Raw genomic sequence first — 22,312 nt, 5'->3', positions numbered from 1 at the left:
GCCCCCTCAGGTCGCGGGATGCCAGGCGGTGACGCTCGGGAACAGCTTCCCGCGCACCGCGTCGATCCCGACCGAATTCCGGTAGTACAGGAACAACGGGCTCAGGCACACCGGCAGGAACCAGCCCAGTTCCACGACCCGCCGGACGATCCGCCGGTCGAGGTCGGCCCGTACCTCGCCGTCGGCCGCGGCCGCCTGCCGGTCCAGGTCTTCGAGCATCGGATCGCTGCTGTGGAAGGGATTCATCCCGATCGCGTCCTTGAGCCACAGGCCACGCCCCATGAAATACACCGGCAGCGCGCCCCAGCCCATGTGCGACGCCGGGTACTTGGTGATCTCGGCGTTCGCGGCGGACGGCTCCTTCGAGGTGATCTGGAGGTTCACCCCGACCTGACGCAGATTGGCCGCGATGGCCTGCACGATGTCGCCGAAGAAGGCCGGGGTCGATCCGACGATCACCGGCAGCGAGAAACCGTTGGCCAGTCCCGCCTCGGCCAGGAGCTGACGTGCGCGTGCCGGGTCGTAGCTGTAGAAGTTCTTGTCGTTGAAGCCGTCTTCGCCTGGCGCGGCGGGTTGTTCGGTCGGGATGCCGTACTCGCCGAGCAGCGCCCTGGTGATCTTCTCGCGGTCCACGGCGAAGTTCAGCGCCTGGCGCACCCGGACGTCGGCGAGCGGCGGGCTGAGCGTGCCTGCGCGGTCGTTGAGCTGCAGGCCCATCACGATGTTCGGGCTCGTCGTGATCTTCAGCCCGGCCGCCTTCGCGCCGTCGGCGATGGCGTAGCTGCCGCCGATGACGTCGACCTGCCCGGTCTTGAGCGCCGCGAGCCCGGTGTTCTCGTTGGGCAGCACCTTGATGGTGATCCGGTCGTAGTTGCGCTCCCGCGCGTTCCAGTACCGGGGATTCGGCGCGTAGGTGTAGTGGTCGTTCGCGACGGTTTCCCCCGGCACCAGCACGTACGGCCCGGCGCCGAACGTCTGGGTCGCCAGCTCCTCGGGCTTGGCGACCGCCGCGGGGCTGAGCACGTTGCCCACGAAGAAGTCCTGGGTGAACAGGGCGGGCAACTGGGGATGCGGCTGGGAAAGCCCGAGCCGCACGGTGAGCGGCCCGGTGGCTTCCACCTTGTCGACCGCGGCCAGGAACGCCGCGGCCTGCCCGGCGCCCTTGCGGAAGTGCCCGATGCTGCCCGCCACCGCTTCGGCGGTGAGCGGCGCGCCGTCGCTGAAGGTCACGCCTTCCCGCAGCGTCATCTCGAAACTCTGGTTGCCACTGCCGAGATAGCGCCATGCCGTCGCCAGCCGCGGCTGGTACGAACCGTCCGGTGCCCGGTAGATGAGCGGTTCATAGGCGGGGTTGAAGTACAAAGTGGACTCGCCGCCCGCCTTGGCGGGGTCGAGGCTGGTCGGCGGCCAGTACTGCCCGATCCGCAGGATGCGGGAGGCACCCTGCGGATCGGGGCCGCCACCGCAGGCCGCGCTCGCCGCGAGCGCCAGCCCGCCGAGTGCGAGACCGGTGAACCGGCGGCGGCTGATCATGGGGGAGGGAAAGGCTTCCGGCGCTGTGCGCATCGCGATGCCCTTTCGTTCGGGGCGGGGCTCAGCCGCGCCAGTGCCGGTCGAGGAGGGTTTCCCCGTCGAGGGTGACGCGGCCGGTGGCGTCGACCGATGAGGACGTCGCGCTCACCCCCACGTCGACGGTCAGGTGCGCGCCGGTTTCGGTGTCGATGGTCGCGGTGATGCTGCCGGTGACGGTCGACGCCGCCGGGTCGGCGCGGTCGGCGGTGGCCACCAGGGTCTGGGCGATGGCCAGCGCGTGGTCGCGATCGGCGACGTCCTCCGGGCGGACGGCGTTGGAACTGGCCAGCCGCAGGGAGACCCGGTCGTTGAGCAGATCGGTGGTGATCTCCCACGCGGCCTGCTCCGAAGGGTCCTGTTCGGACATCGGCGCCGCCGCGGCCGCGCCGGCGTCCGGCAGTGGATAGTCGATCGTCGCGCCGCTGCCCGCGGGGACCACGGGGAGCGAAAGCGTGCGCACCGACGGGAATCCGGTGCCCGGCGGGGTTTCCGGCCAGACGCGGGGGAAGTCGCCGGGGGCGACGGCCACCCGGAGCCGGTGTCCTGCCGGGATCTCGTAGGTGGTCGGGGTCAGCTCGACCTCGATCCGGTCCGCACCGTCCTTTCCGGACTCCAGTCCCGCGCAGATGAGGGTGGAGCGTCCGGCCGGGTCGACGTCGGTCAGCTTCACCGACACCCGCGGCCACCCGGCCGACACCACGACGCGCGGTTTTCCGCTGACGAGCAACGCTTCGGCCAGTGGTGCCGAGGTGTGGCACAGGCTGCGCGCGTCGTCGTCGTGCTGGTCCAGCGGCAGGCCGAACATCCCGGCAGGCGTCGACCACAGGCCGGAAAGCAGGCCGACCGCCGCGTCGGTTTCCGCGGGCTCACCGCGTTGCCAGGTCGCGAGATCCTCGACGCGGGTGGTGCCGGGCGGTGGCCAGCTGGGAAAGCCGAGCCAGCGTGGCCGGGCGCCCTGGACGTAGACGCTGACCGGCGGCGGTTCGGGCCCGGTGTCCTCGCCGAGCAGCCAGCGGTCCCACCAGGACTGGGCGAGGGCGAGGAAGTCGATGGGCGTGAACGGACATTCCTGTGGCATCACGTGCATCCACGGTCCGGCGACGAGCCGCTTGGGGCCGCTCATCCGCTCGAACGCGCGGATGGTGCCGTCGACGAACAGATCGCGCCAGCCCGCGACGCACAGCGCGGGTACCTCGATCGCCGCGAGGTCCACTTCGCGCACGGGCCAGGCGGGCGAACCCGGTCCGTTGCGCCAGAGGTCGAGCAGGTACGGCGCAGCGGTGAACCGGCGGCGCCAGCGTGTCTGCTCGGCCGGATCGGCGTAGTCGTCGAGCGGGGGCAGGAGCTGGTTGAACAACGTGCCCAGCGCCCAGGTTCCCAAGGGGGAGAAGGCACCGCGCGAGCCTCCGGGATGGACGAAGTCACGGCCGGGGTCGGTGGGGCCCTCGACCGCGATGATCGCGCGGAGGCCGGGCGGCCGGTGGCTGGCGGCCCGCATCGCCGTCAGTGCGCCGTAGGAACCGCCCCACATCCCGACGTTTCCGTCGCACCAGGGTTGTTCGACCGCCCATTCGATGGCGGCGAGGGCGTCTTCGGCTTCGCCGGGGTCGAACGGGGGCCGCTGGGTGCCGTCCGAGGAACCGGTACCGCGCAGGTCGAGCAGCATCGAGGCGTAGCCGCGCGCGGCGAACCACCGCTCGGCGGGGGAACCGTTCAGCGCGGTGATGTCGCGGCGGTACGGCAGGACCGTGAGCAGTAAGGGAACCGGGCTCTTGCCCTCGGGAAGGAAAAGATCGCCCGAAAGCGTCACGCCGCTCACGCCGGTCGGGATCCGGACGTCGCGCCGCACCGTGACGTCGTACCCCTGGGCAGGTCTGCTCTCCGTGCGCACCGGCATCGTTGCCTCCGCCCTCCACCCCGCGGGCCTGCTGCCCGGCGGGTACTGGGTGCGGGTACTAAATCGAATACTTGAGTACCCACTGGAGTACGTTAAACACACATGCGCGGACGCCGCAAGCCTCGTGTCCGAGTTGTGCGGTGCCGGTGATTTATTGCCCGGTCAGGGCGTGCCGGTGTGGTTGGTGAGCGCGGCCAGTACGAGATTGCCCAGTTCCGTGTAGGCGTCGCCCATCGCGAGCCCGGTGCGGTCGAGCAGTTCGCCGTGCTGGATGCTGTCGATGAGCAGGCTCACCGCGGCGCCGACGAAATCCGCGTTGACCGCGCGGAACTCCCCGGATGCGACACCGTCCTGAATGGACTCGCGGACGTGTTGCGCGGCGGCGAGCGAGTTGCGTGCGTAGATCTCCGCGGTCGCCTGGGTGGTCACCATGTCCGCGTAGCATTCGGGCGACATGCGCCGCATTTCCGCGCCGAGCCCGGCCAGATAGGCGGCGATTCGCTGCGACGGATCGGTGATCGGGGCGACTTTTTCGCTCACGCGCGTGGCCGATTCGGTGAAGAAATGACGGACCGCGAGCACGACAAGCTGTTCCTTGCTGGCCGCGACGGCGTAGAGCGTCGACTTGGAACACTGCAGCCTGCTGGCCAGATCGTCCACGGTCAGCCGGGCGAAACCCTCGGCGAGCACGAGGTCGGCCAGCTGCCGGAGCAGTTCCTCACGCCGCGCCGCGGACATGCGACGGGTCCTGGCGGTGTGCACGCCGGGTGGCGTCATCCACGGTGGCTTCACGGTCATGGTTTCGTAGCCTCGCACACTGTCCGCCGGGCCGGTGGACCGAGATCGGTACCCCGCCGGCCAGAACGCCGTCCAGAATCAGCATGGTACTACTGTACCGCGTTCGGTACCCTCATGGGAGAAGACCAAGGCGCCGTGCGGTGACCACGGCCTCCATCCGGGAATGGGCGAGCAGTTTGCGCATCGCGCTGCGCAGATAGCTTTTCACCGTCTCGACGGTGATTCCGAGATCGGCCGCCGCCTGTGCGTTCGTCCAGCCCAGCGAGACGCAGGCGAGCACGTCCAGCTCGCGTGCCGAAAGCCGCGGCCCGCTCGGCCGCGCACCGGCCGGACCGCCCATTGTGGACAGTTTCGCGCAGATGGCCGCGACCCGGCGGCGCAGCGCGGTGTCCCCGACGTCCTGGGCGAGGATCCGCAGTTCGGCGTAGGCCTGCCGGACCAGCTCCCAGCGCGGGTTGGCCTGCCCCGTCGCGCCGTACCGGTCGAACCAGGCCAGCCGGTGGACGACCTCGTCCTGGACGGCCAGCCGCTGTTCCAGCTCCCGTGCCGCCTCGAGAACGGACTGGACGACCCGGTCGCCGAGCGCCTCGTCGCTGCGGAGCGCGCCGTAGAGGACCGCGCGGACCTCGCGGGAGACCACCACGGGCGCGGCGATCATGGCGCGCAGGCCCTCCGCGGTGATGACGTGGTCGTAGTGGTGGCTGATCCCGTTCGCCCGCACGTAGTCGTTGACCACCACCGGGCGGCGCAGGACGAGGACCTTGCCGCCGAGCCCGCGCCCGCGGTCGAGCGTGACGCCCTTGAGTGCCCCGGTGGTGACGCCCGCGAACTGCGTGAGCCGTACCTGACCGGCGCCGATCTCACCGCCGAACGCCAGCGGGAGACCGGTCGCCTCCCGCAGTCCGGCCAGTGTGCGCTGGATCTGCGGCCGGTCGTCGGGCTGTCCGTGCGTTCCCACGCCTGCTCCTCGACTCGTTACGGCATCCCCTCAGCCGGGGGTGGTTCGGTACTCCGCCGCGATGGGACATTGCCTAACGATACGCCGATCCACCGAAGTCGTTCGCGTATCCCGCACACCCGGGAGCCTCAATGACGAGCTCACTGCACCAGCGCCACGATGTCCGTGAACGCGACAACGCGCGAGTGCGTTCCCGTGCTGTCCTCAGTGGACAGTAAGACTCCGGCTCCCGGAAAGCGTTCTCCCCCTCGCTGTCGGTGAGGGGTGAATGATCCACAGTCCCCTTCGCCCGCGTGGCGGCCGCGACGGCGCGGCGCTGTTCGCGCACTCGGGTGAAGGCTGGTTTCCCTTGCGTGGAAACGGTTCGTGTCGATCACCGCGCGCCAAGGAGGCAACGATGCCCAGGCCCTTCGCACCCCGGAAATTCGCCCCCGACCGCAGCGGGGGTGGTCCGTCGACGATCTCCCGGCGGGGCTTCGTCCTCGGCGCCGCCGCGGGCATGACGGCCCTGGGCCTCGGCGCCGCGGTTGCCCGCGCCGACACCGGTGCGCGCGTCGTGTCCGAACGTTACGTCGGCGAGCGGCTCCTCGACCTGACCATCTCCTCGCCCGCGCTGGCCGCGACGGTACCGGTCCGCCTGCTGCTGCCCGCGAGCTGGACCCCCGCGCCGAAAAAGACCTGGCCCGTGCTGTACCTCCTGCACGGCTCCGGTGACGACTACACGTCGTGGACGCGCTCGACCGACGTGGAGGAGCTGACCGGGCACAGCGAGATGCTGGTGGTGATGCCGAGCGCTGGACGCGATGGTTTCTACAGCGACTGGCTGAACCACGGCGCGGGCGGCCCGCCCCGCTGGGAGACGTTCCACCTGACCGAACTCCGGGAAATCCTCGAACGCTCCTACGGCGCGGGCACCGTGCGCGCCATCGCGGGCCTGTCGATGGGCGGCTTCGGCGCGATGTCGTACGCCGGCCGTCACCCCGGCATGTTCCGCGCGGCCGCGGCGTACAGCGGGCTGCTGCACACCACCTACCAGAACGCCCGCGGTTCGAGCCTGATCCAGGGTGTGCTGGTGAAGGACGGCTACGACCCCTTCGCGCTGTGGGGCGACCCGATCCTGAACGCGGACGTCTGGGCCGCGCACAACCCCTACATGCTGGCGGACCGGCTCGTCGGCATCCCGCTCTACGTCGCCTGCGGGAACGGTCAACCGGGCGCGCTCGACCCGCCAGGAGCGCCGCCGGACGTGCTCATCGAACCGTTGTGCTATGAGGAAAGCGCCGCCTTCGCCGACCGCGTCCGCGCGCTGGGCGGCTCGATCACCACCGAACTGTACGGACCGGGCACCCACAACTGGCCGTGGTGGCAGCGCGACCTGCACCACTCCTTCCCGTTGCTGGCCGCCGCCATCGGCGCCGCCGACGGCTGAGCGGAGCGCACGGTCCGTGAAGGCCTCCTTCACCGCAGTCAGGGACGGGAAGGAGGCCTTCACGAACCTCAGGCGGCCCGGGTCAGTCGCCCGGGCGGCAGTGCTCGATCGCGCCGGCCAGGATGAGGCTGGCGCGATCGATGTCCTCGGCGGTCACGGTGAGCGGCGGCATGAGCCGGACGACACCGTCGTCGCGTCCGCCGAGCTCGATGATCAGCCCGTTCCGCAGCGCGTGCGCCTGGACGGCGCGGGCGTACGTGCTCGCGGGCGAGCCGTCGGCCGGATCCGCCAGCTCGACGCCCCACATCAGCCCGAGCCCGCGTACTTCGCGGACCCACGGGTTGTTGCGCAGCATCGTGAGCCGGTCGGCCAGTTGCGCGCCGCGCCGCCGGACGTTGCCGAGGACGTCGTCGCGCCGCACGATGCGGACGGCTGCGGCGCCCGCGGCGAACGCGGCCTGGTTGCCGCGGAAGGTGCCGGAGTGCGCCCCCGGCGCCCAGGTGTCGAGCCGCTCGTCGTAGAAGATCACCGCCACCGGCAGGCCCATGCCGCTCAACGCCTTCGACGCCACGATGACGTCGGGCTCGATGTCGAAGTGCTCGAACGCGAACCACCGCCCCGTCCGGCCGCAGCCGGTCTGCACCTCGTCGACCACGAGCGGGATGTCCAGTTTCCTGGTCAGCGCGCGGATCCGGCGGACGAACTCGCGGCGGGCCGGGACGATCCCGCCCTCGCCCTGCACCATCTCCAGCACCACCGCGGCGGGCAGTGGCAGTCCGCCGTTGACGTCCTGCAGCGCGCGTTCGAGGTAGGCGACGCAGTTGGTCTCGCAGGTGTTGGGCGAGAGCCCCAGCGGGCACCGGGCGCAGTAGGAGTACGGGAAGAAGTGCACACCCGGCATCCCGTTCGCGATCGGCCGCTTCTGCGAGACCAGCCCGGTCAGTGCCATCGCGGCATGGCTCGAACCGTGGAACCCGCCCTGGAACGAAACGATGTCGCCGCGCCCGGTCGCGGTCTTGCACAGCTTGAGCGCCGCGTCCACCGCGTTCGCCCCGGTCGGCCCGCAGAAGTGCAGTTTCATCCGCTCGCGCATCCCGGCGGGCAGCATGGACAGCTGAGCGTCGATGAACTCGCGCTTGGCCGGGGTCGGGAAGTCCAGGCCGTGCGTGAACACGCCGAGCTGCGCAGCGGCCGCGCGGACGAGCTCCGGGTGGTTGTGGCCGAGCGAAAGCACCCCGGCCCCGGACAGGAAGTCGAGGAACACGTTCCCGTCCATGTCGCGTACGTGGCTCCCGGTGCCCTCCGCGATCGCGATGGGCAGGTTCCTCGGGTACGCCCTGGCGTTGGACTCCCAGCGCCGCTGGTGCTCGAGGTACTCCGCGGAACGGGGGCCGGGCAGGTCGCCCGCGACGTGCGGGACGAGTTCGGGGGGTCTGGTGTGTACCTGGGTCATCGCGGACTCCTCACGAGTGCGGTGGTCTCGGTTTCGGTGGCCAGTTCGGTGGCCGGATTGCCCCGCCAGCGGGATCCGGGCGGCGGTTCGGAGCCCTTCATCAGGAAGGCGTCGGCGTCGATCACCGTGCCGTCGCCCATGGACACTCCATAGTGGACGAAGGCGCCGGTGCCGACGGTGCAGCCCGCGCCGAGCACGATGTGGTCGGACTTGAACGTGCCGTCCTCCAGGGAGTGGCACTGGATGACGCTGCCCGCGTTGAGCGAGCAGTCGTCGCCGATGGTGAGCAGGGACTTCTCCGGGATGGCGCAGCCGTCGTCGAACACCCGCCTGCCGATCCGGACACCGAGCAGGCGCCAGAGCGTGTTCTTGAACGGGGTGCCGTTGAACAGCGCGAGGTAGCGGCCCGCGCTGAGCTTCCAGAACCGCTCGTGCCGCCAGAACCGCCGGTCGTAGATCGAGCAGAACCGGGGCCGCAGCGACCGGAAGCCGGAGATCGCGCGTTCGGCCAGCACCAGGAACGATACCGAGAAGAAGAGCGTCAGCACGATCTCCGCACCGGTCGCGAGTGCGCCGAACCGGCTGTGGAGGCTGCCGGTCACCACACCGATCAGCACGACACCGAGGAAGTTCAGCCACTGGACCAGCAGGTAGCACAGCAGCGTGACGGTGTTGTGCCGGAGTTTCGCCGCCAGGCCGCGGCGCAGTGTGTCCCCGGTCTTGAGGTGGTCGAAGTCGCCGTCTCGGCGCACCGACCGCGGGATCTCGAAGGCGGGGGAGCCGAGCAGGCCGGTGTTCTCCCGCACCGGCCCGTCCAGTGGTACCAGCACCTTGGTCGCCAGCAGGCAGTTCTCGCCCACCCGCGAGTCCGGTGGGTAGACGATGTTGTTGCCAAGGAACGCCTTCGGCGCGACTGCCGTCCGGCGCAGGCGGAACGAGGAACCGGAGAAGTCCGCGTTCATGAAGGAAAGCCCGTCCGAGACCATGGTCCCGGCGCCCACTGTGGACAGGAATGGTGTCTCGTGCTTGACCTCGACGCCGAAGTTCGACCCGGTCTGCTCCACTTTGGACAGACCGTAGCCCAGTGCGCGCAGGTAGTGCACGATGTAGCTGCTGTCCCCGAACAGGTAGGTGAGTGTCCGCACGTTCGTCAGCCGGGCGATCGTCCGCTGGAACGAGTAGCGCAGCCCGTAGAGCGGATAGACCCGGTCCGGTTTCAGGAACAGGGTGAGCAGCCGGGGCACGGTGAGTACCAGCACGAGACTGGCGAGCAGCCCGCCGAAGTACAGCGCGGCGGAACCGGCGAGCTGCCTGCTCCAGAACGCCCAGCTGCCGAAGTCCGGCCGGCCGGCGGGGTAGACGACCTGGACCACCAGGTCGGTACCGGCCAGCAGCAGCGGAATCGTGAACAGCAGCACCGTCAGCAACTGGCCGGCGCAGAACAGGAAGCGCCGGAACGCGCCGGTCCGCCCGGTGGCCAGCGCCCGGTAGTCCACTGTGGAGGGCTGGGCCGGGGAGCCGTGCCACGACTCGCCGTCGGGGACGGCGTGGCCGGAGTGCAGCGAGGACGCGTGACCGAGCTGGGCGTCGTCGCCGATCACGGTGTCGATGTCGAGGATGGAGTGCTCCCCGACGAACGCGTCGTCGCCGATGCTCACCCGGCCCGTCCTGATCCGGCCGCCCTCGACGCGGTAGCCGGTGAAGAAGGTGTCCTTCCGGATCACCGCCCCCGCGCCGACCGTCAGCAGATCGGTGCACACCGGGGGATTGTGCGAAAGGATCACCGCGCCCTTGCCGATCTTCGCGCCGAGTGCCCGCAGGTAGAACGAGTACAGTGGCGAGCCGGCGAACATCACGAGCGGGTTGAACCGGGTCAGCGTCCTGACCGTCCAGAAGCGCAGGTACCCCGGACCCCATACGGTGATCTCACCGGGTTTCCAGCGGCCGACGAGCAGCCATTTCGCCAGGATCGGCACAATGACCATGAACGCGAACCCGGCCAGTCCGAACCCGACGATGCGCAGATAGGTCTCCACGAGGCCCGGCGCGGCGGTGATCCAGTCGAACCCCCGTTCCAGGACGACTCCCGCCGCCGCGGCGTACGCGAGGAAAACCAGGAGCTGGAAGAGTCCACAGAGGACATAGCGGACGGTGCCCGCCCGGTACGGCTCGGCGGTGGCCGTCGCCTGGACGGCCGGGGTGACCGGCGGGGCGGCGGACAGGGTGTCGGCGAGACTCCGGACCGTGGGATGCAGGTACACGTCCTTCATCGACGGTGGCGCGAGGCCGTCGATGTCCCGCACCCGGGTGCAGAACCTCGCCAGCAGCAGCGAGTTCGCGCTGTAGTCGTCGAAGAAGTGACCGGTGACCGAGACCTCGTCCAGCCGCAGGACCTCCGCGAACGCCTGGGCCAGCTGCCGTTCGGTCTCCGTGGCGGGTGCCACGTGGTCGTCCGGCGCCGCGACGGTCCGCCGTCCGGTGGGGGCCGGGAGGTTCTTGCGGTCGGCCTTGTCGCTCGGCGTCATCGGGATGAGGTCGAGCTGTTCGAAGTACGCGGGCACCATGTACGCGGGCAACCGCTCCCGCAGCAGCCGCCGGATCTCCTCGGTGTCCACAGTGGACGCGTCGCGGCGGAGGCTGTAGTACGCGACCAGCTCCACCGTGCCCGGTTCCGGCTCGTAGGTGTCCACCACCGCCTGCGCGATGCCGGGCACCCGCAGGAGCACCGACTCGATCTCGGTGAGTTCGATGCGGTAGCCCCGGATCTTCACCTGGGTGTCGGTCCGGCCGTGGTACTCGATCTCGCCGTCGGCGGTGATCCGGCCCAGATCGCCGGTGCGGTAGATCCGGCCCGACGGGTTCCGTTCGATCCCGAGGAAGTCCGGGACGAACGCCCGCTCGGTCAGATCGGGCCGGTTGAGATAGCCGGTGGCCAGCCCGATTCCCGCGATCCCGATCTCGCCCAGCTCACCGGCGGCCAGCGCGCGCGGTTCGTCGGGGTCGAGGATGACAACGGAATAGGTGGGCAGCGGCACGCCGATCGTCACCGGCTGATCGGGCCGGACCACCGCCCAGGTCGCGGTGACGGTCGCCTCGGTCGGGCCGTACACGTTGAGGAAGCGGCGGCCGGGCCGGTGCCAGCGGGCGATGAGATCCTCCGGGCACGCCTCCCCGGAGACCAGCAGGAAGCGCAGTGCCGGCAGATCCTCGTCGAGCGTGGCCAGCAGCGTCGGAACACAGCACATCGCGGTGATGTCGTTGTCCCGCAGGAACTCGTACAGGTCGTAGCCGATGAGACTGGCGCCGCTGGGCTTCGGCACCAGCGTCGCGCCGGACAGCAGGGGTACCCAGATCTCCTCGACCGAGAAGTCGAAGGCGATCGTCATGCCCTGGTACATCCGGTCGCCGGACTCGATGCCGTAGACCTCCGACGCCACGCGGACGAAGTTGCAGATGCTCCCGTGGTCGATCGGCACGCCCTTGGGCCGGCCCGTCGACCCCGAGGTGTAGATGATGTAACAGAGTTCGTCCGCGGGCTCGCCCTTTTCCGCCCTGCTCAGGCGTCCGCCCGGCCGGGCGGCGAGCTGCGGCTCGTCCTCGTCGACACAGACCAGGTCGACGCTCCCGCGTTCGAACCGGTCGCGCAGTGCCGACAGCGTCAGCACCATCCGCACGCCGGCGTCCCGCGCGATGTAGGCAAGGCGATCGTCCGGGAAGGCCGTGTCGAGCGGGACGTAGCCGGCGTTGATCTTGAGTACCGCCAGCATCGCGACGTAGGTCTGCACCGGCTGGTCGAACAACAGCCCGATCCGGTCGCCCGCGAGTACTCCTTGGGCGAGCAGGTGACGGCCGAGCCGGTTGGCCCGCTCGTCGAGTTCGGCGAAGGTGAGCCGGACATCGCCCGCGTCCACGGCGAGAGTGCCGGCGGGCAGCAGATCGCACCGTTGCTCGAACAACTGCTCCAGTCGTTCTCCGCTGTGCCAGCGGATTTCCTGGTCGAAACCGCCGCAGGTCAGCACCCGGCCCTCGTCGGCGAGCAGGCCGACGGGTGCTTCGCGCGGGCTCACCGCCGGGCCTCGGCGGGCACGTTCAGGCCGAACGCCTCGTGCAGCGCCCGGACCGCGGTGTCGAGCCGGTCGGCGGGGAGGACGGCGGTGAGCCGGGACGGCGAGGTGGCCATGGTCGGCACGGTGACGCCGAGTTCCCCCACGACGCGCAGCAGCGCGGAAAGATGACCGGGGTCGTCGAGGAGACCGGTGCCCACCACGGACACCGCGCCGAGGTCCTCGTCGATTTCCCAGTGCGCCCCCAGTTCTTCGGCGAGTTCGCGGACGGGCCCCGCCAGCGGCGCGGAACCGCGCACGGTGAACCAGAGAACGTCCGGATCGGGCCAGGTGAGCGTGTCCGGTCTCAAGCCGCTGGCGGCCAGCCTGGCCAGCACGCGGGCGGTCCCGCCCGCCAGCAACCGGGGGCCCATGAGCCGGACCTGCCGGACGTCGCGCGCGTGCGCGACGCCGATCACCTCGGGACCGCCTTCGAGCGGTTCCGCCGCTTCGACCATGGTGCCGGGTCCCGGCCGCGAGGAATGCAGTACCCGTACCGAAACCCCATGCCGCTCGGCCAGTTCCACCGACCGCGGATGCAGGACGCGGGCGCCGTGGTGGGCCAGTTCCGTCATGACCTCGTAGGCGATCGTCGGTACCGGCTGGGTTTCCGGCACGATCCGCGGGTCCGCGGTCCGCACGCCTTGCACGTCGGTGCAGATGTCGCAGGTGGGGCTGCCCAGCGCCGCCGCCAGTGCGACAGCGGTGGTGTCCGAGCCGCCCCGGCCCAGCGTGAGCAGTTCGCCGGTGGCGTCGCGGCCCTGGAATCCGGCGACCACGACGACCTGCTCGTCCCGCATCCGCTCGACGATCCTGGTCGGGTCGATCCGCACGATCGTGCCCGACCCCGGTTCGCCGCCGACGACGATGCCGGCCTGATCCCCGGACAGCGACACGGCTTTCACCCCGCGGCGGGTGAGCGCGAGCGCCAGCGCCGCCGCCGAAAGCTGTTCCCCGGTCGCCATCATCTGGTCGAGTTCCCGCGGATCGGGCTGGTCGGCGAACTGCCCGGCGAGCGCCACCAGCTCGTCGGTGGTGTTCCCCATCGCGGAGACGACGACCACGACGTGCTTGCCGGTCCGGACCAGTCCGGCCACTTCCTGCGCGACCCCGTGCACGAGTTCGGGCGTCGCCAGCGACGAGCCGCCGTACTTGCGAACGACGATCCCCTCGTCAGGCCCGTCGAACCCGGTCGGCGGCGCGTCTTCCCACGGCCGGCGTTCCGGTACGTCAAAGTAATTCTTCATCCCTCGCACCTTTTTCTGTAATGAACGAAACAACTTCCGCCCCAAAGGGCAGGCGGCAGTGAAATAGGCAGGTGATACTGCTGGCCGCGCGCGCGGGTGCTGGGCTGACGCGCGGTGTGAAATGTCCCGCCGGCCGGACCAGGTCGGCAGGTGGTACGGCGACGCGTGCAGGGACACGTGGCCGTACTCGGCGGCGTTTCAGAGCCGGTGTGGGTTTTCCCCCTGATGCCAGGCTATCTGGATACCCCGTGTACAGATGCGCGGCATGCGACCGAGGTCGCAGCGATTGAGCACGGTTTCCAACTCCTCGAAGCGGCGGCGCGGAGTCTTACCGAACGAGTGTCGAAGTTAGTGCATCGATCTTCCGGGAGGTACCCCCGTCCGTGTTGTGAGAATTACAGCGGTCGTTAGGTCGGGAGCGGTAACCAGGCCGTGCAATTACCGCAGTCGCGTTGGTGTGGGAGTTCTTCGGCGATTCGCCGCGTTAATTCAGTTCTTTCCGCCGGGAAGTGGAGATGAATGGGGCGAGCGGGCGAACGTCCGCTGGTGCGCGCGACGGAACGTCCCGCGTTCCCGTTGAGTCCACAGTGGACTAACCGGGGTGTCGGTGAGGTGGTTTAGTCCTGTGGCGGACCTGCGACGATTCCCGCGTCTTCGGCCCGGTCCGGGACCGGCTTGTCGGGCGCGCGCGAGCATGCGGTAGGTGTGGGGCATGGAAATCTGGATCAACCCCGCCTGCTCCAAATGCGCGTCGGCGCTGTCGCTGCTCGACGAGGCGGGCGCGGCCTACACCGTGCGTCGCTACCTGGAGGAGCCGCCCTCCGCCGCGGAACTCGGTGCGGTGCTGGAGCGGCTCGGCCTCGAACCGTGGGATGTGGCGCGGCTGGGCGAGGAAGCCGCCGCCGAGCTGGGCCTGGCCTCGTGGGAACGGACGGCGGGGACGCGCGGCCGGTGGATCGACGCGCTGGTTGCGCGGCCGATCCTGATCCAGCGGCCGATCATCACGGCCGACGACGGGACGGCCGTCGTCGGCCGGTCGGCGGAGGCGGTCCGGTCGGTACTGCCCTAGCGGCCGCCGTCCCGCGCGGGGCGCCTCACGGTTTGCGGCCGAGCGCGCCGAGGCTGCAGGACTCGGCGGGATTGCTCGTCAACGCCTCGCTCGCGGCCGACGGCTGCTCGTCGAGGTGCCATTCCGGCAGCCACACGAGGCCGGGGTCGACCAGGTCGAACCCGTCGAAGAAGCGGCCGAACTCGGTGCGGGTGCGCGAGAACACGGCATTGCCGGAGCGGTTGTACTGCGCCCGGAGTTCGGCCCGCTTGGCGGCGTCGGCCTGCGGGGTGCCGTCCTCGGTCCCGTGGGACGAGAGCAGGTAGGAGCCCTGCGGGAGCGCGTCGCGATACCGGGCGACGAGGTCGTGCGGGCGGTCCTCCGGGGCGATGAAGTGCAGGACGGCCACCAGGATGAGCCCGATCGGTTTCGCCGGGTCGAGCACACCGGTGTCCAGCGCGCGTTCCCAGACCTCCTCGACGTCACGCAGGTCGCCCTGGACGACGGCGTGCCGGTCCGGGTCGCCGTGCCGTTCCAGCAGCACCCTCGCGTGCGCGACGGCGACCGGCTCGATGTCGACGTACACGCAGCGGCTGCGCGGGTTCACCCGGTCCGCGATCTCGTGCACGTTGCCCACCGTCGGGACCCCGGAGCCGAGGTCGAGGAACTGTTCGACGCCGTTGCGTGCCAGGTAGTGCACGCCCCGGCCGAGGAACTCGCGGTTCGTCCTCGCGAGGATGGGGGCGAGCGGGAAGGTCTCCACCGCTCTGGCCCCGAACTCGCGATCGATGGCCCAGTTCGCGGTGCCGCCGAGGAGCCAGTCGTAGATGCGGGCGGCGTTCGGCTTGTCGAGGTCGACCCCGTCCGGTACGGGCTGTGTGTCGCGCATGGCGGTCATCCTTCCGCTACGGGCCGTCGCGGGGAAGCACTCCCGGGGCGTTTCGCCCGGAAGGTTCCATCGCGCCGGGCCTGGCACGGGCCCGGGTATTCCCGCTCGGCCCCCGGTTTCCGATGGGGGATCCGGTAGCCGGTGATTTCCGCACAGTTTCCGCGAGTGGGACGGGTGCTTTCGCTGTTCGTATCCGGCCGGTCGCGCTGCGTGGAAACAAGAACCCTCCGCCGGCGTCGGCGCTATCGGACCGGAAAGGGGGAGTTGTCCGGTTTGCGTCATCGAAATGTCGGGTTCCCGCCGTAAGGATGGCACTCTCCGGCGGTGTGTTCGGATCGGTGAATTGCCCGAATGTCCCTTCGGGGTTTCGCGATAACCGGTCGCGTTCGGGGGAGTCGTGGGAAAATCACCGTCGCGAAATCGCGGGTATGTTCCCGGTGCGTCATTTTGTGGCCCTCCGTTCTGTTCGTGGGTGATCGGGTGCCGATGTCCGAAGCCGGTGTGTGATGAACAATCCCCGGCACCCCGCCCCGATCGGTGCCGGGATGCCGTCGGCTAGGGTCCCCGCGCATGTCCTCGAGTCCCTCTGTCCCGGTACTCGCGCGGCCGGAACCGCTCGTGCCGGGCCCGCACCGCCGGTTCGGCCCGTTCACCTCGGTCGCGCTGGGCGCGTTCGCGCTCGCCGCCCTGCTGCTCGTGGTGCTGCACGTGGACCGGTACTGGGGGCCGATCGACCCGGTGACCGCGATGCTGTCGGACTACGCGCTCTGCCCAGGGTGGTGGCTGTGGGACGGCTCGCTGATCCTGACCAGCGCGGGCTCGGCCGCGGCGCTGGTGGCGTTGTACCGCGGGCGGGTGCTGCGCGGTCCGTTCGCGGTGTCGGTGATGCTCGTGTGGTGCCTGAGCGTGCTCATCGTGGCCGCGTTCAGCAAGGACCCGCAGGGCGGGGCGGTCACTCCTGCCGGGAAGGCCCACCTCTACGCCACCGCGGTGAGCTGTGTGAGCCTCCCCGTGGTCGGCTGGCTGCTCGGCAGGCGGCACCGGGCCTGGCTCCCGTGGAGCCGCTTCGCGCGGTGGTCCCGGTGGCTCTCGCTCGCGTCGATCCCGTTCTACCTGCCCTTCATCGTCCCGTTCGCGGTGAACGTCGTGCTGGGCGGCCATCTCCCGACCGTCGCCACCGGGCTCGTCGAACGGCTGATGGCGGTGCTGGAGCTGGCCCTGCTGGTCGTCCTGGTCCGGTGGGCCCGGCACGCGTCGAGGGCGACAGGCCCGGCGTACTGAGAGGTTCCCGGTAACGGCTGAGCCTCGCATGGGTTTCGAGTCCGTTGTGGACAGTGACCTAAGTCCCCGCCGCCAGGGCCCAACGTACGCAGCGCGGTCACCGGGTCACGGCCTACCGTCGGCGGATTGGGCGGGCGCGGACGGTGTCCAGGCCGTGCGCGCCCGCCCGGGACGGAGACGGAGATGACCCTGCTTTCCACCGTGCGAAGCCGCCGGATGCTGCGTGCCCACCTGCAGGCCCTCGACGCCGTCCCGGTCGCCGCGGTCCGGCTCCGCGCGGCGCTGGGGCTGGTGTCCGCCGGCCGCGGCACGATCTCCTTCGTGCCGCGGGACGCCGCCGAGCGGACCCAGGCCGAGATCATCGCGGCGACCGCGGGGGACGCCTTCCTGCACAACGTGGTCACCCAGGACGTCCGTGGCCGCAGCACGGTGCGGTGCTGGCGCCGGGACGGCGACCTCGTGCGCCTGCTCGCCGATCTCGTGGACATCACGGAACGGCTGGCGCTGGCCGGGTTCGGCGCTTCGCTGCGGTGTGTCTCGGTCGAGTTCACCGAGGACGGCGAACGGCAGGCGCGCAAACTCGTCCTGACGTACTTCTTCGGCCGCGGTGCCTTCGCGGTGTCCGCGCAGAGCGGCCGCGCCGTCACCGAGTACACAATGGAGCGTCGGGCCAGGGAAGCACTGCGCGGCGTGGTGCGCGTCGAGGCGCTGATTCCCCGGCAGGAGCGGGCCTGACCCTGGGATTCCCGCGGTCCGGGGTGCACAATGGGCTGGGGCGGCTCGACGGCGAGCGGTCCGTGACGGAGCGCGTGATGAGCACTGAGCCCGCGATCGTGGTCGATGGCCTCCGGGTGATCCGGGGCGGCCGCACCGTGCTCGACGGTCTCGGGTTCACCGTCGCGCGTGGCAGTGTTACCGGGCTGCTCGGCCCGAACGGCTGCGGGAAGAGCACGCTGATGCGTTCGATCGTCGGGGTGCAACTCGTCGCCGGAGGCACGGTGACCGTGCTCGGGCACCCCGCCGGTAGCCCGTGGCTGCGCGATCGGATCGGTTACGCCACACAGGATCCCGCGCTCTACGCCGATCTCACGGTGACCGAGTCGCTGCGCTACTTCGCCACCGTCCTCGGTGCCAAGACGTCCACTGTGGACGACGCGATCGCCAGGGTTGGCCTCGCCGCGAGCGCCGGCGTCCTCGTGGGGCGGCTTTCCGGCGGACAGCGTGGCCGGGCCAACCTCGCCGTCGCGCTGCTCGGTTCCCCGGAGCTGCTGGTGCTCGACGAGCCGACCGTCGGCTCGGACCCCGAACTGCGGGACGAGCTGTGGACGCTGTTCCACGCGCTGGCCGCCGACGGTGTCACGCTGCTCGTCTCCAGCCACGTGATGGACGAGGCCGCGCGCTGCCGCCGCCTGCTGCTGATGCGCGACGGCGCCCTGCTGGCGGACGACACCCCCGAGGCGTTGCTGCGGCGCACGGGGACCGGCAGCCTGGAACCGGCGTTCCTGCGCCTGATCCGGGACAGGGAGGCGTGATGCGCGCGTCCGTCACTCTCGCCACCGCCCGGCGCATCCTCACCCAGCTCCGGCACGACCCGAGGACCGTGGTGCTGCTGATCGGGGTGCCGTCGATCCTGATGATCCTGCTGCGTTACGTGCTGAACTCCGCCCCCGCCTTCAGCGCCGTGGCACCGGCGCTGCTCGGGATCTTCCCGTTCACGATCATGTTCCTGCTCACCTCGATCACCACGTTGCGCGAGCGGACCGGCGGCACCTTCGAACGCCTGATGACCCTGCCGATCGGCAGGCTGGACCTGCTGTGCGGCTACGCGCTGGCGTTCGGCCTGCTCGCGCTGGTCCAGGTCGGGGTCGCGGTGACGGTGTGCCTCGCCTGGCTCGGCCTCGACCTCGCCGGTCCGGTGTGGACACTGCTGCTGATCACCGTGCTCGACGCGCTGCTCGGGACCGCGCTCGGGCTGTTCGTGAGCGCGTTCGCCCGCACCGAGTTCCAGGCCGTCCAGTTCATGCCGGTCTTCGTGCTGCCGCAGTTCCTGCTGTGCGGGCTGTTCGTGCCCCGCGAGAGCATGGGCTGGGCGCTGCGGTGGCTCTCGGACGTGCTCCCGCTGTCCTACGCAGTCGACGCGCTGACGCAGGTGACCCGCTCCGGCGCGATCGACGGCACACTGCTGCGCGACATGCTCGTCGTCGCCGGATGCGCGGTGCTCGCGCTGGTACTGGGCGCGGCGACGCTGCACCGCCGGACACCGTGACCCGGGACTGATGCATCCGCATCACCGAGCCGGGGCCATGTGGCGCCCGGTCTCTGGGCCGTTCGACTCTGCGCGCCGTACGAGCCCGACCGCGAAGCTGAGGGGACGACGGGTTCCGGGCGTGCGGTCCCGCGGACGTCGGTGAGGAGAAGACGATGGCGGATGCGGGAGAAACCGGGCGGGCGACACTCGTGGAGTCCGTTGTGGACGGAGCGGTCGTGGTGGGCGTCGACGGTTCCGACGCGGCCGGGCACGCCCTGCGCTGGGCGGCGGAAGAGGCACGGCGACGCGGTACGCGGCTGGTCCTGCGCCACGCGATGACCTTGCCGGACCCCGGCGGCACACTGACCCTGCCGCCCGAGTGGTACGCGGGGAAGCGGGCGTCGTCGTCCTCGCTGCTCGAAGCCGCGGCGTCGATCGCGGGCGAAGCCGTGCCAGGGGTCCCGGTGTTCGCGCAGTCGATGGACACCGACCCGCTGACCGCGCTGCTCGCGGGGACCGCGGGCGCCGCGCTGATCGTGGTCGGGCCGCCGGAGCACGGCCGCCTGCTCGGCTGGTTCTACGGGGCTCCGGTGGCGGATCTGCTCGCCAAGGCGCGCTGCCCGGTGGCGGTCGTCCGGGGACACGCGCGGCCGGACGGGCCGGTCGTGCTCGGCGTGGACGGCAGCCCGGCGGGCGAGACGGCCATCGACGCCGCGTTCACGGCGGCGGCACTGGCCGGGGCGGAACTGCTCGCGGTGCACGCCTGCCATGATCGCGAAACCATGCTGTCCGGCGGTGGCCGCGCCGCGCAGCAGAAGGGCTGGCGGTTGCTCGGGGAGCGGCTGCGGTCTCGTGCCGAACGGCATCCGATCGTCGCGGTCGAGCGGATGGTGGTCGCCGAACGGCCACGGCACTGCCTGGTGACACTGAGCCACCAGGCTCGGCTGATCGTGGTCGGCAGCCGGGGCCGGGGTGGCCTGTCCGGGCTGACCCTCGGCTCGACAGGGCGGACGCTGACGCACCATGCGGCGTGCCCGGTCCTCATCACGCCGCCGGGTGGCGGTTTACCCCGTGTGCGCCGCCGCTTACCCTGAGAGAGGGAACCGCTCAGGACCTCCCGGTGCGATCCACCGGGGAGCCCCCAGACCTCGGGACCGGCGCGGACCCCAGTCGGAACATCCGAGGACAGGGAGGCCACCCATGCGTACCCGGTACACCAACCTGACCGGCTGGCACACGAGCAGCCATTCGCACTTCGAGGAGAACGCCTGCGTCGACGTCGGCACCGGGGACGGGCTGGTCGGGGTCCGCGACAGCAAGCAGGCCGCGTTGCCCGACCACATTCGTCCGGTGCTGGTCGTCGGCGCGCCCTCCTTCGGCGCGTTACTGGCGCACCTCAAGGCCTGTCGGTCGTAGCGAAGGGTCGCGGGTCCGAACGTTCGGTATCGGACGTTCAGACCCGGATCAGCACCTGGTCGAGGGATTTGCGCCGCAGGTCGGGGACGACGCAGTCCTCGGCCGGATAGCCGACCGGGATCACCGCGAAGGCCTTTTCGTTGCGTGGCCTGCCGAGGACCTCGGCGAGGAACCGCATCGGCGACGGCGTGTGGGTCAGCGCGGAGAGCCCGGCCACCTGCAGCGCGGTGAGCAGCATCCCGACCGCGATGCCGACCGACTCGTCGACGTAGTAGTGCTTGTGCGTGCGGCCGTCGTCCATCAGGTGGTACCGCTGCTGGAACACCACGATCAGGTAAGGAGCGTCGGTGAGGTGGGGTTTGATCGCGTCCGTGCCCAGCGGGCGCAGCGCGGACAGCCACTCCTCGCCGAGCCTGCCGTCGTAGGAGACCCGTTCCTCCGCCTCGGCCTCCTCCCTGATCCGCTGCCGGATGTCGGGGTCGGTGACCAGGACGAACGTCCACGGCTGCTGGTGCGCGCCGCTCGGCGCGGTCGAGGCCGTGGCGATCGCGTCCAGCACGACCTGCTCGGGCACCGGGTCGGAGGCGAACATCCGGACGGTCCGCCGCTGCTCCATCCGCTGCCGCAGCTCCGCCGCCTTGGTGACCGATTCGCCCGCTGCCATCCTCGGCGGCTGGTAGGGGACCGGCTGGTAGGGCTCGCCGTAGTTGGGCATCCACCGCTGTGAGGTCGTCATGGCGACGATTCTGGCAACGGACGGCCGCCGCCGTAAGGAAATGCGCCCGTTTGACGGAACGAGGTGTCCGGATAGCGGACAGGCGCTCAGGCGCGGTCTTCGGTGTCGTAGCGTCGCTGGGCGTCGAGGACCTCGGGCATCCGGCCTTCCACGAGGTCGATCAGGGTCAGCAGCTGCTTCGTGATCGTTTCGCCGAGCGGGGTCAGCGCGTAGTCCACGCGCGGGGGATTGGTGGGCTGGGCCTCGCGGTGCACCAGGCCGTCGCGCTCCAGCGCGTGCAGGGTCTGGGACAGCATCTTCTCGCTGACGCCGTCGACCCGGCGCCGCAGCTCGTTGAAGCGGGCCGTGCCCTTGCCGAGCGCGCCGAGGGTCAGGCTGCCCCATTTGCCCGTGACGTGCTCCAGTGCGGTGCGCGACGGGCAGGTGCGCGCGAACACGTCGAAGACCGCTTCGTCTCCGGTGCAGATCTCGGTGTCGGGCGCGCTGCTCATGGACACAAGCTTACCACTCGGTAGCGCTAACCCATGGATTGCGCTTTCGATTAGTTAGTGCTTTCCTGGAGAGGTCATCCCCGGCGCGATCCCGCGGCCGGGAGCGAATCCGAAGGAGCCTGTGCCCGTGACCACGCCTGCCGTGTCCATCGCCTACCACTCCGGCTACGGCCACACCGCCGTCCTCGCCGAAGCCGTCCGGGACGGCGCCGCCGAAACCGGGGCCGCCGTTCACCTGATCGAGATCGACAAGATGTCCGACGAGCAGTGGGAGCTGCTGGACGCGTCGGACGCGATCGTCTTCGGCTCGCCCACCTACATGGGCACCGCGTCCGCCGCGTTCCACACCTTCGCCGAGATCAGCTCGAAGCGCTGGTACGACAGCGTCTGGCGCGACAAGCTCGCCGCCGGCTTCACCAACTCGGGCTCGAAGAGCGGCGACAAGTTCAACACCCTCCAGTACTTCACCGTGCTCGCCGCCCAGCACGGCATGCACTGGGTGAACCTGGGCCTCCACCCGGGCTGGAACACTTCGACCGCGTCCGAGCACGACGTCAACCGCCTCGGGTTCTTCCTCGGCGCGGGCGCGCAGAGCAACAACGACGAAGGACCCGATGCGGTGCACAAGGCCGACATCGCCACCGCGCGTCAACTCGGCCGGCGTATCGCCGAGGTGGCGCGCGTCGTGGTGGCGGGCCGGACCACCCTGGCCGCCTGATCCGCGAGCCTTCCGCCCGGCGAGTCCG

At 70.4% G+C, this 22,312-nt stretch carries 19 protein-coding genes; 9 read left to right on the top strand and 10 right to left on the bottom strand.

The window, feature by feature from the left end:
• Positions 1 to 6: 6 nt before the first annotated feature.
• From ACFWY9_RS30800 to ACFWY9_RS30785, 4 genes are all read right to left on the bottom strand, one after another.
• Positions 7 to 1,566: an ABC transporter substrate-binding protein gene (locus tag ACFWY9_RS30800; RefSeq protein WP_378323905.1), complete on the bottom strand. Its 1,560-nt coding sequence runs from the start codon at positions 1,564 to 1,566 to the stop codon at positions 7 to 9.
• 28 nt (positions 1,567 to 1,594) lie between these two features.
• Positions 1,595 to 3,469, bottom strand: a complete 1,875-nt coding sequence (locus ACFWY9_RS30795) for a CocE/NonD family hydrolase (protein WP_378323904.1) — start codon at positions 3,467 to 3,469, stop codon at positions 1,595 to 1,597.
• Between the two features lie 162 nt (positions 3,470 to 3,631).
• A complete protein-coding gene (locus ACFWY9_RS30790; RefSeq protein WP_378323903.1) occupies positions 3,632 to 4,267 on the bottom strand; it encodes a TetR/AcrR family transcriptional regulator in 636 nt (211 codons plus the stop codon).
• 112 nt (positions 4,268 to 4,379) lie between these two features.
• Positions 4,380 to 5,225: a response regulator transcription factor gene (locus ACFWY9_RS30785; RefSeq protein WP_378323902.1), complete on the bottom strand. Its 846-nt coding sequence runs from the start codon at positions 5,223 to 5,225 to the stop codon at positions 4,380 to 4,382.
• Between the two features lie 397 nt (positions 5,226 to 5,622).
• On the opposite strand from ACFWY9_RS30785, the gene ACFWY9_RS30780 reads away from it, so the two are divergent.
• A complete protein-coding gene (locus ACFWY9_RS30780) occupies positions 5,623 to 6,654 on the top strand; it encodes an alpha/beta hydrolase (RefSeq protein WP_378323901.1) in 1,032 nt (343 codons plus the stop codon).
• A gap of 82 nt (positions 6,655 to 6,736) precedes the next feature.
• Here the strand turns inward: ACFWY9_RS30780 and ACFWY9_RS30775 are convergent, their stop codons facing one another.
• Genes ACFWY9_RS30775 through ACFWY9_RS30765 form a run of 3 tightly spaced genes read right to left on the bottom strand, consistent with a single transcriptional unit; the run spans position 6,737 to position 13,457 of the window.
• A complete protein-coding gene (locus ACFWY9_RS30775; RefSeq protein ID WP_378323900.1) occupies positions 6,737 to 8,107 on the bottom strand; it encodes a diaminobutyrate--2-oxoglutarate transaminase family protein in 1,371 nt (456 codons plus the stop codon).
• On the bottom strand, positions 8,104 to 12,174 hold the full coding sequence (locus ACFWY9_RS30770) for a Pls/PosA family non-ribosomal peptide synthetase (RefSeq protein WP_378340518.1): 4,071 nt from the start codon (positions 12,172 to 12,174) through the stop codon (positions 8,104 to 8,106). The genes ACFWY9_RS30775 and ACFWY9_RS30770 overlap by 4 nt, the downstream gene beginning before the upstream one ends.
• On the bottom strand, positions 12,171 to 13,457 hold the full coding sequence (locus ACFWY9_RS30765; protein WP_378340517.1) for an aspartate kinase: 1,287 nt from the start codon (positions 13,455 to 13,457) through the stop codon (positions 12,171 to 12,173). The genes ACFWY9_RS30770 and ACFWY9_RS30765 overlap by 4 nt, the downstream gene beginning before the upstream one ends.
• A 712-nt stretch (positions 13,458 to 14,169) precedes the next feature.
• Between ACFWY9_RS30765 and ACFWY9_RS30760 the strand changes: the two genes are divergently transcribed.
• On the top strand, positions 14,170 to 14,526 hold the full coding sequence (locus tag ACFWY9_RS30760; protein ID WP_378323897.1) for an ArsC/Spx/MgsR family protein: 357 nt from the start codon (positions 14,170 to 14,172) through the stop codon (positions 14,524 to 14,526).
• Positions 14,527 to 14,551: 25 nt separating this feature from the next.
• On the opposite strand, the gene ACFWY9_RS30755 is transcribed toward ACFWY9_RS30760, so the two are convergent.
• Entirely contained in the window at positions 14,552 to 15,403 is an 852-nt protein-coding gene (locus tag ACFWY9_RS30755; RefSeq protein ID WP_378323896.1) for an SAM-dependent methyltransferase, read from the bottom strand.
• Positions 15,404 to 15,964: 561 nt separating this feature from the next.
• On the opposite strand from ACFWY9_RS30755, the gene ACFWY9_RS30750 reads away from it, so the two are divergent.
• From ACFWY9_RS30750 to ACFWY9_RS30725, 6 genes are all read left to right on the top strand, one after another.
• Positions 15,965 to 16,675 carry a DUF998 domain-containing protein gene (locus ACFWY9_RS30750; RefSeq protein WP_378323895.1) on the top strand — a complete coding sequence of 237 codons (711 nt, stop codon included), beginning with the start codon at positions 15,965 to 15,967 and terminating at the stop codon, positions 16,673 to 16,675.
• 183 nt (positions 16,676 to 16,858) lie between these two features.
• Positions 16,859 to 17,410, top strand: a complete 552-nt coding sequence (locus ACFWY9_RS30745) for a hypothetical protein (RefSeq protein WP_378323894.1) — start codon at positions 16,859 to 16,861, stop codon at positions 17,408 to 17,410.
• Between the two features lie 77 nt (positions 17,411 to 17,487).
• On the top strand, positions 17,488 to 18,207 hold the full coding sequence (locus tag ACFWY9_RS30740) for an ABC transporter ATP-binding protein (RefSeq protein WP_378323893.1): 720 nt from the start codon (positions 17,488 to 17,490) through the stop codon (positions 18,205 to 18,207).
• A complete protein-coding gene (locus tag ACFWY9_RS30735) occupies positions 18,207 to 18,941 on the top strand; it encodes an ABC transporter permease (protein ID WP_378323892.1) in 735 nt (244 codons plus the stop codon). The genes ACFWY9_RS30740 and ACFWY9_RS30735 overlap by 1 nt, the downstream gene beginning before the upstream one ends.
• A 155-nt stretch (positions 18,942 to 19,096) precedes the next feature.
• Positions 19,097 to 20,017: a universal stress protein gene (locus tag ACFWY9_RS30730; RefSeq protein ID WP_378323890.1), complete on the top strand. Its 921-nt coding sequence runs from the start codon at positions 19,097 to 19,099 to the stop codon at positions 20,015 to 20,017.
• Positions 20,018 to 20,123: 106 nt separating this feature from the next.
• Positions 20,124 to 20,339 carry a DUF397 domain-containing protein gene (locus tag ACFWY9_RS30725; RefSeq protein WP_378323889.1) on the top strand — a complete coding sequence of 72 codons (216 nt, stop codon included), beginning with the start codon at positions 20,124 to 20,126 and terminating at the stop codon, positions 20,337 to 20,339.
• Between the two features lie 37 nt (positions 20,340 to 20,376).
• Here the strand turns inward: ACFWY9_RS30725 and ACFWY9_RS30720 are convergent, their stop codons facing one another.
• Together ACFWY9_RS30720 and ACFWY9_RS30715 are read right to left on the bottom strand one after the other, a co-directional pair.
• A complete protein-coding gene (locus tag ACFWY9_RS30720) occupies positions 20,377 to 21,075 on the bottom strand; it encodes a nitroreductase family protein (RefSeq protein ID WP_378323887.1) in 699 nt (232 codons plus the stop codon).
• A gap of 86 nt (positions 21,076 to 21,161) precedes the next feature.
• Positions 21,162 to 21,566 carry a winged helix-turn-helix transcriptional regulator gene (locus ACFWY9_RS30715; RefSeq protein ID WP_378323886.1) on the bottom strand — a complete coding sequence of 135 codons (405 nt, stop codon included), beginning with the start codon at positions 21,564 to 21,566 and terminating at the stop codon, positions 21,162 to 21,164.
• Between the two features lie 127 nt (positions 21,567 to 21,693).
• On the opposite strand from ACFWY9_RS30715, the gene ACFWY9_RS30710 reads away from it, so the two are divergent.
• Positions 21,694 to 22,284: a flavodoxin family protein gene (locus ACFWY9_RS30710; protein WP_378323885.1), complete on the top strand. Its 591-nt coding sequence runs from the start codon at positions 21,694 to 21,696 to the stop codon at positions 22,282 to 22,284.
• Positions 22,285 to 22,312 lie beyond the last annotated feature (28 nt).

Source organism: Amycolatopsis sp. NPDC059027 (assembly GCF_042739735.1).
Classification (GTDB): Bacteria; Actinomycetota; Actinomycetes; order Mycobacteriales; family Pseudonocardiaceae; genus Amycolatopsis.
Note: the sequence above shows the minus strand (reverse complement) of the source record. Positions and strands in the feature narration are given on the sequence as shown.

What these genes read in the sequence shown, in the direction of transcription:
- ACFWY9_RS30760 (WP_378323897.1), top strand. Translation starts at nt 14,170, where the DNA reads ATGGAAATCTGGATCAACCCCGCCTGCTCCAAATGCGCGTCGGCGCTG.
- ACFWY9_RS30750 (WP_378323895.1), top strand. Translation starts at nt 15,965, where the DNA reads ATGTCCTCGAGTCCCTCTGTCCCGGTACTCGCGCGGCCGGAACCGCTC.
- ACFWY9_RS30740 (WP_378323893.1), top strand. Translation starts at nt 17,488, where the DNA reads ATGAGCACTGAGCCCGCGATCGTGGTCGATGGCCTCCGGGTGATCCGG.
- ACFWY9_RS30775 (WP_378323900.1), bottom strand. Translation starts at nt 8,107, where the DNA reads ATGACCCAGGTACACACCAGACCCCCCGAACTCGTCCCGCACGTCGCG.
- ACFWY9_RS30715 (WP_378323886.1), bottom strand. Translation starts at nt 21,566, where the DNA reads ATGAGCAGCGCGCCCGACACCGAGATCTGCACCGGAGACGAAGCGGTC.
- ACFWY9_RS30735 (WP_378323892.1), top strand. Translation starts at nt 18,207, where the DNA reads ATGCGCGCGTCCGTCACTCTCGCCACCGCCCGGCGCATCCTCACCCAG.
- ACFWY9_RS30780 (WP_378323901.1), top strand. Translation starts at nt 5,623, where the DNA reads ATGCCCAGGCCCTTCGCACCCCGGAAATTCGCCCCCGACCGCAGCGGG.
- ACFWY9_RS30725 (WP_378323889.1), top strand. Translation starts at nt 20,124, where the DNA reads ATGCGTACCCGGTACACCAACCTGACCGGCTGGCACACGAGCAGCCAT.
- ACFWY9_RS30795 (WP_378323904.1), bottom strand. Translation starts at nt 3,469, where the DNA reads ATGCCGGTGCGCACGGAGAGCAGACCTGCCCAGGGGTACGACGTCACG.
- ACFWY9_RS30800 (WP_378323905.1), bottom strand. Translation starts at nt 1,566, where the DNA reads ATGCGCACAGCGCCGGAAGCCTTTCCCTCCCCCATGATCAGCCGCCGC.
- ACFWY9_RS30745 (WP_378323894.1), top strand. Translation starts at nt 16,859, where the DNA reads ATGACCCTGCTTTCCACCGTGCGAAGCCGCCGGATGCTGCGTGCCCAC.
- ACFWY9_RS30755 (WP_378323896.1), bottom strand. Translation starts at nt 15,403, where the DNA reads ATGACCGCCATGCGCGACACACAGCCCGTACCGGACGGGGTCGACCTC.
- ACFWY9_RS30720 (WP_378323887.1), bottom strand. Translation starts at nt 21,075, where the DNA reads ATGACGACCTCACAGCGGTGGATGCCCAACTACGGCGAGCCCTACCAG.
- ACFWY9_RS30765 (WP_378340517.1), bottom strand. Translation starts at nt 13,457, where the DNA reads ATGAAGAATTACTTTGACGTACCGGAACGCCGGCCGTGGGAAGACGCG.
- ACFWY9_RS30730 (WP_378323890.1), top strand. Translation starts at nt 19,097, where the DNA reads ATGGCGGATGCGGGAGAAACCGGGCGGGCGACACTCGTGGAGTCCGTT.
- ACFWY9_RS30790 (WP_378323903.1), bottom strand. Translation starts at nt 4,267, where the DNA reads ATGACCGTGAAGCCACCGTGGATGACGCCACCCGGCGTGCACACCGCC.